This is a genomic window from bacterium, assembly GCA_035559435.1.
Lineage (GTDB): Bacteria > Zixibacteria > MSB-5A5 > WJJR01 > WJJR01 > JACQFV01.
Map to the genome: position 1 here is coordinate 1 of DATMBC010000102.1, position 18,787 is coordinate 18,787.

The following is an 18,787-nucleotide window of genomic DNA, read 5'->3' on the forward strand; positions in this document are numbered from 1 at the left end:
TCGCCCTCCACAAGAACAGTCTGTTGGAATGAATCAGGTCAATCCGTCGGCGCGAGAAAAGCGGCGGAGGCGCGACAGAACTTAGCCTAGGGCGTAAGCCCTGGGGAGCGATGCGAGGGAACCGCAGAGCCCCGGAGGGGCGACAGAGGAGCAGGCTCTCCTCCGCGGCGATTCGTCCTCGCGGAATCAGAAAAACGACTTGGCGGGATCGATCACTTGCACGGAACCGCCACAGGAGCACCGCAGAGGGCGCGATCAGCACCTTCGATGTGTAGAGCGCTCACCAGAACAGATCGTGCTTCCGAATGATGACATTATCAAAACCAACTCCGAATAACTGCATTGCGCGGAAAAATTGCCCGAAGCTCTGCAATTGCAGATCTGTAACCGCACGCGCCGCATCGGCCTGTTCCGACCACATGGACCCCGCCCAGAAATAGGAGCTGAAATTGCACACGACAGATGCGACCTCAGGAGGATCAGGACTTGCCCATTCCGTTCCCCTCCGGATACTCACTACACCGGCGCATGTGGCAGGTGCCATGGGGAATAGCAGGATGTCAGGAATCCCGTCATCCCCTTCCCCGGGAAACGTGCAAATCCTCATTCTGCCATGACGGTCGATCACAAACGAGTAGTTGCCACCGTGACGGAGAGTGTCAAATAGCCCGCTCGTGACATTCGTGATCGAGGCGCCCAATCTGAATGCCGGGCTGAGCCACCGCTCGAATTGACGTTGAATCAGCGACTCATCTCTGTTAGCGTAGAGCGTGTCCTTAGTGTCATTAATGATCCGTTCCATAAGCGACTGTGCCGGAACCACCGCCTTGACACTAGAAAGTCCCCAAGTTCTGATTTCTTCTATCTGAGGGACCAGCAGCGATGGAGAGGCCCCGCCTCCGACCCACGGCGCGGGCGTTGGCTCCAGAAAATCCATCCCCTCCGGCAGCCCGCGCCCGCTCGCCGGCGGCACCTCGTTGTCCGGCACCTTCAGATCGAGCCCGGCCAGATACTGCGAGACATCGCGGGCGTACTGGTCGCGCACCTTGGGATTGACGCTGTCGTTGGCGAAGAACGGATAGTACCCCATCTTCGCCCAGATCAGAAACCGGTTCTCATTGATCGTGACAATCGAAAACCCGATCTGCGATTCATCCTCGGTCTGGCACCAGACGCCGCGAAACCCGGGCAGCCCCGGCGCGCCGGGGCTGCGGTCGTAACGGGTGATCTTCTTGATCGGCAGCCGTGACGAGGCGGCGAACAGGCGCGCGAGGGTCTTTTCGATGTCATCGACGGACGGGACCACGACCCGGAAGGTCTCGAAAAACGGCCGGGCCTCGGCGGGCATCTCCGACGTTGCGCCGAACGGCTCATCGACAAAGCGGCCGTTCTCTTCGGGAAACACCTCGAGGAGCGTCTGCATGATCGGGGGCATCGGCTCGAACGCAAGGACCGGCGTCGCCAACAGCAGGAATACCAGCCCGAGGGCTGACCCGCATCGTGAGAGGGTTCTGATCATACGCGATCGAATACGGGGGTGGCGATGATCCGGACTATTCATACATCGCCGGCGGACGTTGTCGGGAATCGGCGGAGGGCTCTGGCGGATGTGGCGGCGCGCCGGCGCCGACCGTCGGCAGCGGGGTCGGTTCGCCGCGGGACGGGCTGGATGGCAGGATCACGGAGGCGGCAGATGGACGGACCTCCTCGCGCTCGTATTCAAGGCCGCCCCACAGCTTTGCCGACAGGTTGTACACCATGCCGAGAATGGCGCCAAAAAAGATGCCGCCAATCGCCCCGATGAACCCGCCGAACAATGGCAGGAGCAATCCCAACACGCCCATCCCCGCCCCCAGCAGTTCGGCAAAGGCCTCCTGCTCGAACCCCGACAGCTCCGACGGCATCGACATGGTGGCCTGTTGCACGAACAGCAGAAGCAGCCACTGGACGATGCCCAACAGAAAGCCGGAGACCCCGCCGAGGACGAACATCGTCTTGACGGCCGAAAAGATCCCGATTCGCTTCAGTTCCAGGCGCACGGAAGGCTCCTTTGACTAACCGAAACCGGACCCGCGGCGTCTTAAAGAAAGACGGAACCCGATCCCGGCGGTTTACGTAAAAAACGACCGACCAGGGACAGAGAACAAAGAAAATTACGGATCATATCGGTTTGGTCCCTGCAACCGAGGGAGGCAGTGATGCAGTGGCGCAAGTTTTTGACTCGTCGTTGGCCAATTCTGGCCGTTGCAATTCTGGCGCTGGGCAGCGCCGTGGTGGTCGCCCAGGCCGCCGACAACTCGCTTTTCAGCCTGGCCAATGAGACCGAGGACGAAGACGCCCCCGGCTGGCTGGGTGTCTTTATCCAGAACATCGACAGGGACTTGGCGGACGAGGAAAAGTTGCCGTCCACCGACGGCGTCTATGTCAGCGGTGTGGTGGAGGATTCGCCCGCCGCGGAGGCCGGCCTGAAAAAGGGCGATGTTATCCTCAAGTTCAACGGCCAGGAGGCGCGTTCGGTGCGCCACCTGACCAACCTGATCGAGGAGACCAAGCCCGGCAGCAAGATCGACATCGAAATCTGGCGGGACGGCAGCCAGCGGGTGCTGGCCTGTGAGATCGGCCGCGAGGACGACAGCAATGCGTGGACCTTCGACGGCGACTGGCAGTTCGACGCGCCGGACGCGATGGACCCGCGCGCGCCCGACATTCCCCGCGCCCCGCGCGCCTATTCCTTCTCACTGGGCCAACTGAGCACGTCCTACATCGGCGTCAGCCTTTATGACATGTCCGATGAACTGGCCGCGGCGCTGGGCGCCCCCGATGGCGGCGTGCTGGTCAATGAAGTCGAAAAGGACAGCCCCGCCGAAAAGGCCGGTCTGAAGGCCGGCGATGTCATTGTGGAAGTCGGACATCGCAAAGTCTATGACACCGATGACGTCCGCCGCGCGATCCAGCGGGCGGAAGACGGCGACAAGGTCGCGGTGCGCGTGCTGCGCGGCAAGGAGGACCTGACCGTCGATGTCACGGTCGAAAGCAACGACACCTGGTCCGGCATCGGCGCGCCCTTCCGTTTCCATGTCCGACCCGATCACGCCGGCGCGATCGACCTGCGCGAAAAGATGCGCAACTCGATACGCGAGAACATGGACGACTGGCGCGAACAGATGAACAAAGAGATGCGCGAGTTGCGCGAGCAGCTGCGCGAACTGCGTGAACAAATGCGCGATTTGCGTTAGACCCCTCCCCGTGGTCTGACGGATCAATGTCGCGTGTTTCCGGCGGGATGAGGCGGGACGCCTCGTCCCGCTTTTCATTCGCACGCACCTTGGTTCTGCGAGCACATCGACGGGTCAAAACCCGGCGAGTAGATGTTCACGTACAGCACATAGGCGGAGAGGCAGGACGGCGGATTGGGCAGTGTCAGCTCGGACGCCTCATTCGCGGCTGCGGGGGCCTGATGGATGTTCTCTGGGTGGATCTTATAGGTGTACCAGGTGCTGCCACAGTGAAGTCCCATGCTCCAGGAAGGCCGACGTCGATGCCAGGGTCCCGCCGGACTGCCCGTCATTCTTCATGTTCCATTGCTGGTTCCAAAGCGAGTCTTGCGGGGCGGGCGCCTCTGCTCGGGAAGAACCGGTCCAAGCGAAGCAAAGTGCAATGAAGGCCAGGCAATATGCCTGTGTCGAGACTCTTGTACGGCTCATACACGCCTCCTTACGTGTGATGAAACCATCAGGTTCTACCGCGTTCCATCGGTGAGTCGTGTGTGCTCACCGGTTGCCAAATCGAAAATCCATAGGCCGACCTCCTTTCCTGCGAGTATTGGGTAGACCAGTTTGCCCCCATCCGCGGAGAATGACATTGCCGTTGTCAGCAAGGTCGTAATGGTCCGCGGGGATCCTGATCCACGATCAAGCAGGATTAGACTTGTGCCCTTGTTGTAGGCCACATACCGGTGGTCCAGAGAAATCTGAGCTCCGGGCTGACCCGATTGGCTAAGCTGGAGCGCCGATCCAATGGCCTCGGGGCTGAACACCATGAGCCAGTAGCCGCCCTGCGTGCCGCTAAAACCGACAAGAGAATCGCTCTCATCCGGAAAGGCGGAAGTTCCAAAAACTAAAGTCTCCTGCGTGCTCCAGCGGCGCAGACTATCCCCTTCCAATGTCACGGAGAAGAGACCGCCCACCCGGCCATCGTTGACGGTAAAGAAGACCAAGTTCCTTGCTCTGGAGTATGACGGGTTATCGTGAAACTCCCCAGACGTCAACTGAACCAGAGAGTCCAAGTCCGATGTCATCTTGAAGATCCCCGGGCCCGCCCCGAAGAGCAGCCATTTCCCATCGGGGGTCCAACTGAAGGCGAAGGGAGAGAGGGCATTTTGCGGCCGCTCCCTCAGAATCTCACCGGTTGATGCGTCCAGAACTGCGGTGAATGCGGCTCCGTCGAAGGAGTCATCCCTTCGCCAAATGGTGCAGACGATCTCTCGTCCGTCGGGCGACCATGCAGGGGTATACCAGATCTGCTTGATCACCACCGGGTCCGGTTCGTTGGACTTCGAGCCGCAGAAACTGAGAGTCAGCGTCGTTGCACCGAGAACTGCAGCCAATTGAACCCACTTCCGTCGGAACGTCAGACGGAGAACTGCATTTCTGCCGAATTCGTCTCCAGTTTCTCTCGACGGCGTCCACTTTTCGGCTTCGGCCTTACGCATGAGAATCCTCCCACGCATCTGCGTGGTATTTGCTCTAGCGGTCAAGATGTCGCCCCCCCCCCGGCGCAAAGTCAAACGAAATCTGCCGGAGGCATGAAGTCTTGGACAATTGCCGATTCCTGGGCCACATCCGCTAGAACTCGCCTTTTGAACTTGCCCACTCGACTCTATCGTGTGAATACCGGTGGACCGGCAGTCTATTCCTGGCCGGGTGGGGGATGGAATGAAATACGTGGCCGCAGTCTCCGAGGACTGTTGAAAGACCCAGCGAGTGTCCCAGTCGAAAAAAGGCCGCGTGGCGTGGGTGACCCTCCAAGCGCGACAGATCGACTTGCGTGGCCGCCCCTCGGCGTCGCTCGTGATCCCTGACGGTCTGCGACCGCGGTGGGCCGAAGGCACATATTGCCCGCGCAACTTCAAGCCAATTCCTCAATCCTTGATTCTTCCCCCATTCCGCACTTGCTCGGCCGCTTGCAGTGCGGTTGTCTCGCTCCGCTCGACCGCAGTCAGAGACTGCGGCCACGCAATTTCAATCATTCGCGCCACCCGGACCAGTCGAGCCGACTGGTAAAGCCAGGAGGAATCTCGGGTGAGTGAGGCAGTTGTGAGTCGGGACGGGGGACATGTGTCTTCCCCTCGGCAATGCTCGGGACAAGCGACACATCGCGGTCGCAGACCGCGGCCACCCGACCATCAGGTTCTACCGCGTTCCATCGGTGAGTCGTGTGTGCTCACCGGTTGCCAAATCGAAAATCCATAGGCCGACCTCCTTTCCTGCGAGTATTGGGTAGACCAGTTTGCCCCCATCCGGAGAGAAGTCCATGCCTTCCGTCGCCGAAACGTCCAGACTATGAATCGAATCGGTGGAGCGATCCAGTATCATCAGATTTCCTGACGGAACATGGACGCCAGCGTTATAGGCGATATATCTATGATCCCGCGATATTCGAGCGAATGGGCCGAGCGAGTATATTCCCAGGAAATAAGCGTGCGATATGCTATCGGGTCTGAACACCATCAACCGGGCGGAGCCGCTCGTGGGGTCGAATCCGATGAGTGAATCGCTGCTATCCGGAAATGCGAAGGCCTGCAGAATGATCGATTCAGCGGTACTCCATCTCAGCAGGCTATCGCCGTCTATCGTGACAGAAAAGAGTCCGCCCTTGGTTGCCTCGTTCTGCGTGAAAAAGACGAGGTCTCTCGAGCGAGAATACGACGGCCATCCATGGAACTGTCCCGAGGTTAGTTGAAAGACGATGTTGAGATCGGACGACATCTTGAAGATGCCCGGGCCCGAAGAAAACAACAACCACGCGCCGTCGGGTGTCCACGACAGGGAGAAGGGAATGATGGGACCTAGTTGACGCTCTCGTCGCACTGCTCCGGTGGTCGCGTCCAGAATTGCAATGAACACCTTCACTCCCCCTGAATCGTCAAATCGATCGATTGTGCAGGCCACTTCCGTCCCGTCTGGGGACCAGGCCGGGATATAGTAGATCGCCTTGGGCGCCGGAGGTTCCGGATCCGAGCCCTTCGAGTCGCAAGAGCCGACAGTAACAAGCAGCAGAACTGAGGCGACTATCTGTCTGGCAGGGACCGCTATGCGCGCCAAGATCGCAGACACACGGCAGCACCCTGCGAAGTCATCCCTTCGACACCTTGGAAGCGACATTCTTGCACCCAATGGGATTTGGCGGAGGCCTTTCGCTCGGAGACATCCAAGGCAATAAGAGACAGAGAGTCAAGGACAATGTGGAGTTCCCCTGTCCTCATTGCGAGAGACTCGCGATCACGGATGCGCTGTGGGCAGTTGACGCACTCGCCCAACCATGATCAACGAATACAAGTCGCTGTCTGCAAAGCGAAAGGCCTCGAGATCAGCGAACGGAGGCCGCTTCGAGCAGTTCCCGCGCAAACCTGTAACAGTCCTCGGCCGGCGCATGGACTGTGCCCGACGAACGGAAGAACAAAGATTCCAACCCGGTCGCGTCAAAGAGCGCCGCGCCCGGATTGGAATGACGATGGTGGCAGGAGGTCGGACATTCCTGTCTGACCTGCCATCGCCAATTGGGGGGCCGCTTTTGGGCTCCCGATTGGCGATGGGATATTGCGGGAAGGTTGCCCTGCCGTGAAGTTCGCCTCGTTCGGCGGGTCATAGAGCCGACCCGCCGAACGAGGCGATGGACAGACAAGAATGTCTGTCCTCCTAAAAGCATAATTTGAGATGAACGGCATCGTGCGGCAGGACGGATGTGTCGCGCCTCGGGCGATCGCCATGCACTCGCATCTAACGCGGCTCTACCACTTGCCCTTTTTCAACTTTCCCGCGGCGGCCGCGTCGATGGCGGCCTTCAGTTCGGCGGCTTCGGTGGAGTCGATTTTCAGCAGGCGGTCGTATTCGGACTTCGCTTCGTCGGTGCGTCCGAGCCAGAGATAGGCCACCGCGCGGTATTCGATGGCTTCGGCGAAGTCGGGTTTGAGCTTCAGGGCGCGATCATAGGACTCCAGCGCCTTGGTGTAATTGCCGAGATTGCGCTGGCAGTAGCCGAGATTGGAGAGCGCCTCCGGAAAGCTGTCGTTGAGGACGATCGCCTTTTCGTACTCCTTGATCGCCTTCTCCAGCTCTTTCGTCGCCTTGGCGGTGTCGCCCTTCTCGAAATAGGCCAGGGCTTTTTCCTGCTTTGCAACGCCCTTGTTGAAAGCGGAGACCGCGTCCTTCCGACGCGCTTCTGCCTTCTCCTGGGGCGTTTCTTCGTGCGATGGGAATGGACGGGCAGGCGCGGCCAACAAGACAAGCAGAGAAAGGGCGCCGAAGACGGGGATCAGACGGATGGGCTTCATGGCTTGACTCCTTCCGGATCAGGATGCGTTCATGGATTGGAACACGAAAGCGATTATTTGGTTTCATTTGTTGTTCTATCGCCGATCCAGCGCCGGATTATCCGATGCCGCAAATTGCCGCCGTCGCCACCGCCCTCCCGCCTTATGTCGTCACGCAACCGGCGGCGCGGGCGTTCGCAACGGCGCATTTCCGCGCCCACCGTCGCGATGTCGAGCGTTTGCTGCCGGTTTTCGATCACACCGGAATTGCCACCCGCCACACCTGTGTGCCGCCGGAATGGTTTGCCGCGTCCCACGATGCCCGTGAAAAGAATGAACTCTACATCGACTGGTCGACGCGACTGGGCGCCGAGGTGGTGCGCTCCCTGGCGGCGGGATCGTCGCTGTCCCTGACCGAGATCACCCACATCATCTTCGTCTCGACGACCGGGTTGGCAACGCCGTCGATCGACTCGCGCCTGCTCAATGTCCTCGGTCTGTCGGAGCGTGTCGTGCGCACGCCAATCTGGGGGCTGGGTTGCGCCGGCGGCGCGGCCGGACTGGCGCTGGCGCAGCGTCTGGCCTTGGGCGATCCACACGCGGTGATTGCGCTGGTCTGTGTCGAGCTCTGCTCGCTGACGTTTCATCACGCCGACTTTTCCAAGTCGAACTTCATCGCCACCGCCCTGTTTGCCGATGGCGCGGCGGGGGTGATGGTGACCGGCAACGGTCGTCCCGCCGCCGGTCCTCGCATACTGGCCGTCGGCACCACCACCTGGCCGGGGTCGCTGGAGGTGATGGGGTGGAATTTTGATGCGGTCGGGATGCAGGTGGTCTTTTCGCAGGCGATTCCGCGCATCGTGCGCGAGAAGGTCCGGGATAACACAGGGGAGTTTCTCCGTCGGCACGGTCATGATTTCGCCGGGATCGGGCACTGGATGGTGCATCCCGGCGGGACCAAGGTGATGGCGGCCTACGAGGACGCCTTGGCGCTGGGGCCCGACACCCTCAGGCATGCCCGCGCGGTGCTGCGCGACTGCGGCAACATGTCCTCGCCGACGGTGCTCTTTGTGCTGGAGCGTCTGCTGCGATCGGGGGAGACTCGTCCCGGCCAATACGGGCTTTTAACCGCGCTGGGTCCGGGGTTTTCCGCCGAGAACCTCCTGCTGCAATTCTGATCTTCGGCCGGCCTAAGTAATCGCTCCGCGGCGGCGGTTGTGCTATCTTCCCGCGGCATGATTGGCGAGCGGATCGGAAATTACGAGGTCAGGCGTCTCCTCGGACGCGGGGGCATGGGCGAAGTGTACCTGGCCCGCGACACCCGTCTGGACCGCAATGTCGCCATCAAGCTGCTCTCCGGTCCGCTGTGCGACGATCCGACCGCGCGCGAGCGCCTGCTGCGCGAGGCGCGCGCGGCCTCGAAGTTGAGCCATCCGAACATCGTGACCATCTATGCCATCGACACCTTCGGGACCCATGATGGGATCGTGATGGAGTACATCGACGGTGTCTCGCTGGACCAATACCGGGGCGCTCCGGGACGCACATTGGCGGAGCTGGTCAATGTGGTCTGGCAGATTGCCGAAGGTCTGGCCGGCGCCCACGCCGCCGGGATCATTCACCGTGACCTCAAGCCGGGCAACATCCTGGTCGACCGCCAGGGGCGCGCGCGCATCCTCGACTTCGGGCTGGCGCTCACCAACCAGAGCGCCCGTCTGACGCGCGATGGCGCCATGGTCGGCAGCCCCGCCTACATGTCCCCCGAGCAGATTCGCGGGCAGGCGGTCGATCATCGTTCCGACATCTTTGCCTTCGGCATTCTCTTCTACGAATCCCTGGCCGGCTGGCATCCCTTCTGGGCCGAGCAGGAGACGGCGATCCTGTATGCCATCGTGCATGACGATCCGCCGCCGCTCTCGTCGCGGGTGACCGGCCTCTCCGCCGCCTGGGACCGATTCGCCGCGACCTGTCTGGCCAAGGAGCCCGGAGCGCGGTTTGCCACCAGCACCGCCATGGCGGCGGCGCTGCGCGAGTTGGTTTCCGCATCCGGGCTGAGCGGATCGGTCGGCGCCGGCGGTCCCAATCTGATCCTGCCGGGGAGTCCGACGCCGGGTTCGTCGGGGGCCCCGTCGGTGGCGGTCCTGCCGTTTGCCGATCTCAGCCCCGAGCGCGATCAGGAGTACTTTTGCGACGGGCTGGCCGAAGAATTGATCAACGCGCTCTCCGGGATCAGCGGTCTGCGGGTGGTGGCGCGCACATCGGCGTTTTCGTTCAAGGGCCAATCGCTCGATATCCCCACCATCGGTCGTCGGCTCGGCGTGACATCGGTGCTGGAAGGCAGCGTGCGCAAGCATGGCGGCCGTTTGCGTATCTCGGCCCAGTTGGTGAATGTCAACGACGGCTACCAACTCTGGTCGGAACGGTTTGACCGCGACGCCGGCGACATCTTCGCCATCCAGGACGAGATCGCCCAGACGGTGGCCGGACGACTGCGGGTGCGTCTGGGATCGCTGCCGTCGCCGCCGACGCGCGACGTCGAGGCCTACAACCTCTACCTGCAGGGTCGGTTTTTCTGGAACAAGCGCACCACCGAGGCCATGCATCGGGCGCTGGAGTCATTCCAGACGGCCCTCGCCCGCGATCCGGCGTTCGCGCTGGCTTACACCGGCGTGGCCGACAGTTATCTCATCCTCGAGGACCACGGTTTCATCGGCTACCGCGATGCGATCGCCAAGGCGCGCGAGGCGGTCGAGCGGGCGCTCGCAATCGATGAGACGCTGGCCGAAGCCCACTCGTCGCTGGCCGGGATCCATTCCGAACTGCGCGAATTCGACGCGGCCGACCGGGAATTCCGCCGCGCCATCCAGTTGAAGCCGGGGTACGCCACCGCGCACCACTGGTACGCCACCCAGATGCTGCTGGAGGTCGGGCGGGTCGACGACGCCGGGCGGGAAATGCACATCGCCCACGAACTGGACCCGCTGTCGCTCATCATCAATACCGACCTGGCGCGGCATTATTACTACACGCGCGACTTCGCCAAAGCGCAGACCATTGTCGCCAACGCGCTCACCCTCGACCCGCATTTCATCAAGGCGCGGCGATTGATGTTCCTCACGCTCTGGCAGTTGCAACGGTACGCCGAAGCGGTCGCCGAGATTCCCCGTTGGCTTCCGGCCTATGCCGGCCTGGATGAAGACCGCACCCCGTGGGGGGAGGTCCTTGCCGCGGGCGGGCCCACCGGGGTCCTGCGGCGGCTTTTGGACATCATGCTGGCCACCGACCGGGGGTATCCTCTGCATTACGCCAAGGCGACGCTCTTTGCCCAGTTGGGGGACCCCGAAGCGGCCGTGGCGGCGCTGGCCGAAAACGTCAACGTGCGCTCGCCAAACTTTGCCGGGTTGCGGATGGACGCGTTCCTCGACCCGATCCGGGGCCATCCGCGCTTCGCAGAACTGTTGCAATCCCTGGGAATATAGTCGATCTTATTACTCTTGTCTCGCGAAATGGACACCATGATCGGACAATCAATCGCGCATTACCAAATCATCCGCAAGCTCGGGTCCGGCGGCATGGGCGAAGTTTTCCTTGCGCAGGACAGCCGTCTGGAGCGTCAGGTTGCGTTGAAGTTTCTTTCTGAAAATCTGACGAAAGACCCGGAGGCGCGCGCCCGTCTGCTGCGCGAGGCCAAGGCGGCCTCCAAGCTCAATCACCCGAACATCATGACAATCCACGCGGTCGAATCCATCAATGACCGCGATTTCATCGTCATGGAGTATGTTGAGGGGCAGGATCTCGCCGCTTATCTGAAATCGCGCGCGCTGTCGACCGAAGACAAGCTCACGCTGGGCATCCAGATCGCCGAAGGGCTGGGCCGGGCCCACGCCGCCGGCGTCATCCACCGCGACGTGAAGCCGTCGAACGTGCTGGTTGACCAGGACGGCCGTCCGCGGCTGCTCGACTTCGGATTGGCGACCTTCGAAGGCGCGGCGCGTCTGACCCAAACCGGCTCGACCGTCGGGACCGCCGCCTACATGTCCCCCGAGCAGGCCAGCGGCCGCGACTGCGACCATCGCTCCGACTTGTTCTCGTTCGGCGTGGTGCTCTACGAAATGCTTGCCGACCGCCTGCCTTTCCAGGGTGCGCACAACGCGGCCTTGATGTACGCGATCGTCAACGACGAGCCGCAGCCGCTGGCGCGGTATCTGACCGGCGTGTCCGAGGAACTGCAACGCATCGTCTCGAAGTGTCTGGCCAAACATCCGGCCGAGCGCTACCAGTCGGCGGCGGATCTGATTGCCGACCTGCGCCGGCTGGTGCGCACCAGCAGCTCCGGCAGTCCGCAGGCGGTCGCGCGCAAGAAGATGCTGGCGGTGCTGCCGTTTGAGAACCTCGGCCCGGCCGACGATGAGTACTTCGCCGACGGCATCACCGAGGAGATCATCAGCCGTCTGGCGGCGGTGGCCGAAATCGGCGTGATTTCGCGCACCAGCGTCATGCAGTACAAGGGGACCAAGAAGCCGATCCGCGAGATCGGCGGCGAGCTGGGCGTCGACTATGTGCTCGAAGGCACGGTGCGCTGGGGCAAGGCCGCGCAGGGGCCCAGCCGCGTGCGCATCACGCCGCAGTTGATCCGCGTCAACGAGGACACGCACATGTGGTCGGACCGCTACGACCGCGTCCTGGAGGACATCTTTGACGTGCAGTCGGACATCGCCGAAAAGGTGACCGAACAGCTGAACGTCAAGCTGGGCGATCCCGAGCGCCGCGCCATCGAGGCCAAGCCGACCGAGAATCTCGACGCGTATCACGCGTATCTGCGCGGTTACGAATACATCACCAATCCGGATTACACGGCGGAGAACCACCGGCTGGCGATCCAGATGTTTGAGCGCGCGGTCTCCTTCGATCCCGCGTTCGCGCAGGCGCATGCCTGTCTGTCGATCGCGCACTCGGGACTGTACTTTTTTGGGGGCGATCCGACCCCGGAGCGCGCGGAGAAGGCGCGGCAGACGGTCGCCACGGCGCTGTCGCTGAAGCCCGATGACGCACTGACCGCAATCGCCAACGGTTTCTATCTCTACCGTTGCCGGATCGACTACGAAGACGCCCTGGATGAATTCAAACGCGCCGTGCGTCTCAGGCCCAACCACGCGCTGGCCATCTTTCTCATTGCGGCGATTCAACGGCGGCTGGGACGCCCGGCCGAGGCGCTCGAAGGCATCAAGGCCGCCCAGAAGCTCGACCCCGCCAGCATCCAGTACATCACCGAAGCCGGGATTACCTGCTTCCTCCTGCGGCGTTTCGACGAAGCGGAATCGTATCTGAACCAGTCAATCCGGCTCGCCCCCGATCAGTACAACGCGTACACCTGGTACGCCATGCTTCGGTTGTTCGCCTACGGCGACTTGCCGGGAGCGCGCCGACGACTGGAGTCCATGGGGGAACGCGGACTTGAAGAGGCGTTTATCGAATGGTTCGAGGTGCTGCTGGCCGAACGTGCGCTCGCTCCGGTGCTGGCGCACATTGAACGACTGCCCGGCCATGAATACGTCGACCAGACCTGGTACTACCCCAAGCCGCTGCTGTACGCTGAGGCGCATGCTCTGCTGGGACAGCCCGACGAGGCGAAGGAATTCTTCCGTCAGGCGCACGTTCAGTTGATGAGGGATCCCATCGCGGCGGCGGATGTTCGCCGGCGCCTGGCTCTGGCGCGTGTGCTGGTCGGATTGGGCGAGTGCGAAGTCGCTCTGGCCGCCGCGCGGGAGGCGATGGCGGAAAACCCGCTTGCGAAAGACGCACTCCTGTCATCCACCTTCGACGAAATTTACGCGATCCTCCTGGCCGTGGCGGGAGAGCATGACCAGGCGCTGGCCATCCTCGAGCGGTTGCTGTCCACCCCCACATGGGTGTCGTCCGGATACCTCATGCGGTCGCCGCGCTGGGATGCGCTTCGGCAGCACCCGGAGTTCCAGCGCCTCCTCAACCTCCCCCCAAAGGTGTTTTAGATGCTCGATACGACCATTGCCCATTATCGCATTCTGAAGAAACTCGGCGAAGGCGGAATGGGCGAAGTCTTCCTCGCTTCCGATGAGCGTCTCGACCGCCGTGTGGCGCTCAAGTTCCTGCCGCCGTCGCTGACCAAAAGCTCCGAGGCGCGTCAGCGGCTTCTGCGTGAGGCCAAGGCGGCCTCCAAACTCAATCACCCGAACATTCTCACGATCTACGCCGTCGAATCGGTCGATGACCGCGACTTCATCGTGATGGAGTATGTCGAGGGCCGCGACCTGGCCGAGTACCTGAAATCGCGCGCGCTGACGCTGGAAGAGAAGCTGGCGCTGGGCATGCAGATCGCCGAGGGGCTGGGCCGGGCGCATTCCGCCGGCGTCATCCACCGCGATGTCAAGCCCTCCAACATCCTGGTCGACAGCGACGGCCGCCCGAAGTTGCTCGACTTCGGTCTGGCGACCTTCGCGGGCGCGGCGCGACTGACCCAGACCGGATCGACCGTCGGGACCGCCGCCTACATGTCCCCCGAGCAGGCCAGCGGCCGCGAGTGCGACCATCGGTCGGATTTGTTCTCCCTGGGAGTGGTCCTCTACGAAATGATTGCCGACCGCTTGCCGTTTCAGGGCGCGCACAATGCCGCGCTCATGTACGCGATCGTCAACGACGAACCCCAGCCGCTGGCGCGGTTTGTCAGCAACGTACCCGACGATCTGCAGCGGGTGATCACCAAGTGCCTCTCGAAGCATCCGGCGGAGCGCCATCAATCGGCGGCCGACCTGGTCTCCGACCTCCGACGGTTGGTGCGGCTCGGCAGTTCGGGCGGGGAGAAGTCGACCGCCCCGCGGCGGAAGATGCTGGCGGTGCTGCCGTTTGAGAACCTCGGCCCGGCCGACGATGAGTACTTTGCCGACGGCATCACCGAGGAGATCATCAGCCGTCTGGCCGCGGTCAAGGACATCGGCGTCATATCGCGCACCAGCGTGATGCAGTACAAGGGGCGCAAGAAGGCGATCCGCGAGATCGGCGGCGAACTGGAGGTCGATTTCATCCTTGAAGGCACCGTCCGCTGGGGCAAGGCGGCGCAGGGATCCAGCCGCGTGCGCATCACTCCGCAGTTGATCCGGGTCAACGACGACACCCACATGTGGTCGGACCGCTATGACCGCGTAATTGAGGATATCTTCGACGTGCAATCGGACATCGCCGAAAAGGTGATCGAGCAGCTGAACATCACCCTCGGCGAAGGGGAGCGGCTCGCCATCGAAGCCAAGCCGACCGAGAGCATGGACGCCTACCATGCCTACCGGCGCGGCTATGAGTATGTCTACAGTCCCGATCCGACCGCGGAGAATTTTCAGATCGCCGTTGCCATGTTTGAGCAGGCGGTGGCGTTGGATGCCGGTTACGTGCAGGCGCACGCCTACCTATGCATCGCGCATACCAGTATGTATTGGTACGGCTTCGATCACACGCCGGGTCGGGTCGCGCGCGCCAAGACCGCCCTTGATCGGGCGCTGGCGCTGGGCAAGAATGATGCCGAAACCCCGCTGGCCAGCGCGCTGTACCGTTACCGCTGCCTGTTGGATTTCGAAGGGGCGCTGGCGGAGTGCCGCCGGGCCGTGGAACGTCAGCCGAACTTCGCCGTGCCGCTGTTCATGTCGGCCATGATTATGCGCCGCCAGGGCCGGTTCCACGAGGCGCTGGAGACCTGTCAGCGGGTCCTGAAGCTCGATCCGCTGCGTCCGCTGCTCAACCTCGAAACCGGTGTCACGGTCGGCACCATGCGCCGCTACGATGAGGCCGACGCCTATCTCGATCGCGCCATTTCGCTGTCGCCGGAACGATCACAGGCCCGTTCCTGGCGGGCGATCATCGCCCTGCGCGGACGCGGCGATCTGGCGGCGTCCCGACGAGACCTGGAGACCCTCAAGCACCGCGGGCCGGTCGATGCGTTTGTGGAGTGGTGCGATCTGCTCTTTGCGGAACGCGATCTGTCCGGCGCGCTTGCCTTCATCGAGCGTCACGCCGCCGAGGTATACGAAGCTCAGACGATGTACGCGCCCAAGGCGTTTTTCCTCGCTGAGGCGCACCGGCTTCTGGGTAAGGCTGCGGATGCGAGGCCGTACTACGACGACGCCATTGAATACCTGGAAAGCCAGTATCAGGCCAACCCGCAGGATGACCGTCTGGCGACGGCGCTGGCGATATCCTGCGCCGGAATCGGACGCACGGACGATGCCGCACGTTTGATTGGCGGCGTCGTCGAACGCACACCGATCGCGCGCGATGTCATCAGTGGCGGCGTTCACCTGACCAATCAGGCCATTGTGCACGCCGCTTTCGGAGACGCCGACACGGCCATTCGCGCGCTCGCGGAATTACTGAACTTTCCGTCGGAAATCGCGCCGGCCTATCTGCGGGTCAGTCCCTATTGGGACAATCTGCGCCAACACCCGGAATTTGAACGCCTCGCCAACCTCCCGCCAAAGGTGATTTAGTGATCGGACAAACCATCGCGCAGTACAGCATCATTGAGCACCTCGGCGCCGGGGGCATGGGCGACGTGTACCTCGCCGTCGACTCGAAACTCGACCGCAAGGTGGCGCTCAAGTTCCTGCCGGCGCAGATGACGGCCCAGCCCGACGCGCGGGCGCGCTTCCTGCAGGAGGCGCGCGCCGCCTCGGCGTTGAACCACCCCAACATCTGCACCATCCACGACATCCAGGAACACGACGGCCAGCTGTTCATCGTGATGGAGCATGTCGACGGGCAGACGCTGCGCGACAAGCGCGCGACATTGTCGCCCAAGCAGGTGCTGGAGATCGGCGCCCAGATCGCCGATGGGCTGGCCGCCGCCCACGAGCACGGCATCGTGCACCGCGACATCAAACCCGAGAACATCATGATCCGCAAGGACGGGATCGTGCAGATCATGGACTTCGGGCTGGCCAAACTGCATGGCGCCACGCGGCTGACCAAAGAGGGCAGCACCATCGGCACCGCGGGGTACATGTCGCCCGAGCAGGTCCAGGGGCTCGACACCGATCATCGCTCCGACATCTTTTCGCTGGGCGTCGTTCTCTATGAATTGCTGACCGACCAGATGCCGTTTCGCGGCATGCATGACACGGCGATCATGTACGAGATCGTCAACATCGATGCGGCCCCGCCCTCGGCGATCCGTCCGGAGATCGAACCGGAGTTGGATCGCATCCTGTTGGAATGTCTCGACAAGGATCGCGACGAGCGCTACCAGTCGGCCAAGGAACTGGCCAAGGACCTGCGGCGCTTCCGGCGGGTTTCCGATCGTTCGAAGGTCAGCCGTGTCAGCACGGTGCGCCCGGCGCTCTCCGGTCCCGCGCCACGGCCGCCGGTCGCGGCCGCTCCCGCGGTTTCTTCCGCGCCCAAAAGAGGAGCGATTTTGCCGTGGTCGCTCGTCGGCATCCTGATGTTGGCCGCCGGCTGGCTGGGGTGGCTTCAAGTGGGGCGGGCGCCGGCCTCGGTCGCGACCGTCCGGTTCGCCGTCCCCGCCCCTGATCGTCTGAATCTGGCCGTGGAAGGCGCGGGCAATTTGGCGCTCTCCCCCGATGGCCATCGCCTGGCCTTTGTCGGGGCCGATTCGCTCGGGGCCACGTCGTTGTGGGTTCGTTCGATCAACAACTTCACGTCGGAGAGACTGCCCGGCACCACGGACGCTTTGTTTCCTTTCTGGTCGCCCGACAGCCGCTTCCTCTGCTTTTTTGCGGAAGCCAAATTGAAGAAGATCGATGTCACCGGCGGGCCGGCGGTGACGTTGTGCGATGCTCCCAACGGCCGCGGCGGCAGTTGGAGCGGCGACGGCGTGATCATCTTCACGCCGCGACCGGGCGGCGGTCTTGCGCGCGTGTCCGCCGCCGGCGGCGTGCCGAGCGTGCTCACGTCCCTGGACACCACTCGCGGCGAATCGTCGCACCGCTGGCCGTGGTTTCTGCCTGACGGCAATCACTACATCTACTACTCGCGGATGGGACCCGGATCGGGCGATGTCCGCGATGATTCGGTGCGGTTTGCCGCCCTGGACGGTTCGATGGATCGTGCCGTGATGCAATGCGCCGCCAACGCGGCGTACGCCAGCGGCTACCTGATCTTCCTGCGCGAACGCACGCTGATGGCGCAGGCCTTCGACGTGTCAGACGGCACGCTCAGCGGCGAACCGGTGCCCTTGGCGGAGGATGTTTACGCCGACCTCGGGTTCAGCAATGTCTCGCTGGGGGTCTCGACCGACGGCACGCTGGCCTACCAGTCAGGCGCCAGCGCACTGGGGGCGCACATCATCGCGTTTGACCAGGAAGGCACGGCGGTGGACACGCTCGGTGAGGCCGGGTCATACTACGACTGCGATCTGTCGCCGGATGACCGTTACTTCGCCGTTGAGGCGGTCGATCCCGTCACGACCAATGCGGACATCTGGGTGCACGACATCACGCGGCAAATCCGCACGCGGTTGACATTCGCGGCGGGCGAGGACGGTTATCCGGCCTGGACTCCCGACGGCGCCCACATTCTGTATTCGGCGGTCCGGCAGTCGGCGCTCGATCTGTACCGCAAGGCCGCCACCGGCGCCGGCACCGAGGAGCTTCTGTATTCTTCCGCAGCCACCAAATGGCTGATGGATTGCTCCCCCGATGGCCGCCACCTGGCCTACATCGCGCCGACCGCGGCCAGTGTCGGCGATGACCTCTGGATCCTGCCGCTGGGTCCGGATGGGAAGGCCGCCGGCGACCCATATGCATTCCAGCAGACCGAGTTCGACGAGGACGACGCCAGTTTCTCGCCCGACGGGCGCTGGCTGGCCTATGCCAGCGCCGAATCGGGGGAGTATGAGGTCTATGTTCGGCCGTTCCCCGGACCGGGCGGCAAGTGGCAGGTGTCGTCGAAGGGGGGCGATTTCCCGCGCTGGCGCCGTGACAGCCGCGAGCTTTACTACATCACCGGCGGCAACATGATGACGGCGGTGGAAATCGACGGCCGCGCCGAATCGATCACCGTCGGCCAGCCGCGGACGCTGTTTCCCGTGCGCACGCCGCAAGCCAACAAGCCCTATGACGTCTCCGCCGATGGCCGGACCTTTTACGTCGTGACGCGTGAGGCCGGATTCGCCGCCTCGTGGATCAACATGGTCATTAACTGGAACGCGGAGATCGCCGCGAAATGATCGGCAAGACCATCGCCCAGTACAAGGTCGTCGAGCATCTCGGCTCCGGCGGA

At 62.8% G+C, this 18,787-nt stretch carries 12 protein-coding genes; 6 read left to right on the forward strand and 6 right to left on the reverse strand.

Features of this window, described 5'->3' with window-relative positions; genetic code table 11:
• Window positions 1-280: 280 nt before the first annotated feature.
• Together VNN55_11490 and VNN55_11495 are read right to left on the reverse strand one after the other, a co-directional pair.
• Entirely contained in the window at window positions 281-1,519 is a 1,239-nt protein-coding gene (locus VNN55_11490) for a hypothetical protein (GenBank protein HWO58176.1), read from the reverse strand.
• Window positions 1,520-1,553: 34 nt separating this feature from the next.
• Entirely contained in the window at window positions 1,554-2,039 is a 486-nt protein-coding gene (locus VNN55_11495) for a hypothetical protein (protein ID HWO58177.1), read from the reverse strand.
• Window positions 2,040-2,198: 159 nt separating this feature from the next.
• Between VNN55_11495 and VNN55_11500 the strand changes: the two genes are divergently transcribed.
• A complete protein-coding gene (locus VNN55_11500) occupies window positions 2,199-3,236 on the forward strand; it encodes a PDZ domain-containing protein (protein HWO58178.1) in 1,038 nt (345 codons plus the stop codon).
• Between the two features lie 74 nt (window positions 3,237-3,310).
• Here the strand turns inward: VNN55_11500 and VNN55_11505 are convergent, their stop codons facing one another.
• The 4 genes from VNN55_11505 to VNN55_11520 all read right to left on the reverse strand — a co-directional run bounded on the left by VNN55_11505 (window position 3,311) and on the right by VNN55_11520 (window position 7,552).
• Complete coding sequence (locus tag VNN55_11505; GenBank protein HWO58179.1) at window positions 3,311-3,517, reverse strand: hypothetical protein; 207 nt, start codon at window positions 3,515-3,517, stop codon at window positions 3,311-3,313.
• 222 nt (window positions 3,518-3,739) lie between these two features.
• Complete coding sequence (locus VNN55_11510) at window positions 3,740-4,711, reverse strand: hypothetical protein (protein HWO58180.1); 972 nt, start codon at window positions 4,709-4,711, stop codon at window positions 3,740-3,742.
• Window positions 4,712-5,411: 700 nt separating this feature from the next.
• Window positions 5,412-6,125 carry a hypothetical protein gene (locus VNN55_11515; protein HWO58181.1) on the reverse strand — a complete coding sequence of 238 codons (714 nt, stop codon included), beginning with the start codon at window positions 6,123-6,125 and terminating at the stop codon, window positions 5,412-5,414.
• Between the two features lie 884 nt (window positions 6,126-7,009).
• On the reverse strand, window positions 7,010-7,552 hold the full coding sequence (locus tag VNN55_11520) for a tetratricopeptide repeat protein (GenBank protein ID HWO58182.1): 543 nt from the start codon (window positions 7,550-7,552) through the stop codon (window positions 7,010-7,012).
• 104 nt (window positions 7,553-7,656) lie between these two features.
• Between VNN55_11520 and VNN55_11525 the strand changes: the two genes are divergently transcribed.
• Genes VNN55_11525 through VNN55_11545 form a run of 5 tightly spaced genes read left to right on the forward strand, consistent with a single transcriptional unit; the run spans window position 7,657 to window position 18,734 of the window.
• Window positions 7,657-8,709, forward strand: a complete 1,053-nt coding sequence (locus VNN55_11525; protein ID HWO58183.1) for a 3-oxoacyl-[acyl-carrier-protein] synthase III C-terminal domain-containing protein — start codon at window positions 7,657-7,659, stop codon at window positions 8,707-8,709.
• Between the two features lie 39 nt (window positions 8,710-8,748).
• Window positions 8,749-11,010 carry a protein kinase gene (locus VNN55_11530; GenBank protein HWO58184.1) on the forward strand — a complete coding sequence of 754 codons (2,262 nt, stop codon included), beginning with the start codon at window positions 8,749-8,751 and terminating at the stop codon, window positions 11,008-11,010.
• A 36-nt stretch (window positions 11,011-11,046) separates the two neighbouring features.
• A complete protein-coding gene (locus tag VNN55_11535; protein HWO58185.1) occupies window positions 11,047-13,539 on the forward strand; it encodes a protein kinase in 2,493 nt (830 codons plus the stop codon).
• A complete protein-coding gene (locus VNN55_11540; protein ID HWO58186.1) occupies window positions 13,540-16,038 on the forward strand; it encodes a protein kinase in 2,499 nt (832 codons plus the stop codon).
• Window positions 16,038-18,734, forward strand: coding sequence for a protein kinase (locus VNN55_11545; GenBank protein HWO58187.1), 2,697 nt, complete (start codon window positions 16,038-16,040; stop codon window positions 18,732-18,734). The genes VNN55_11540 and VNN55_11545 overlap by 1 nt, the downstream gene beginning before the upstream one ends.
• Window positions 18,735-18,787: the final 53 nt, after the last annotated feature.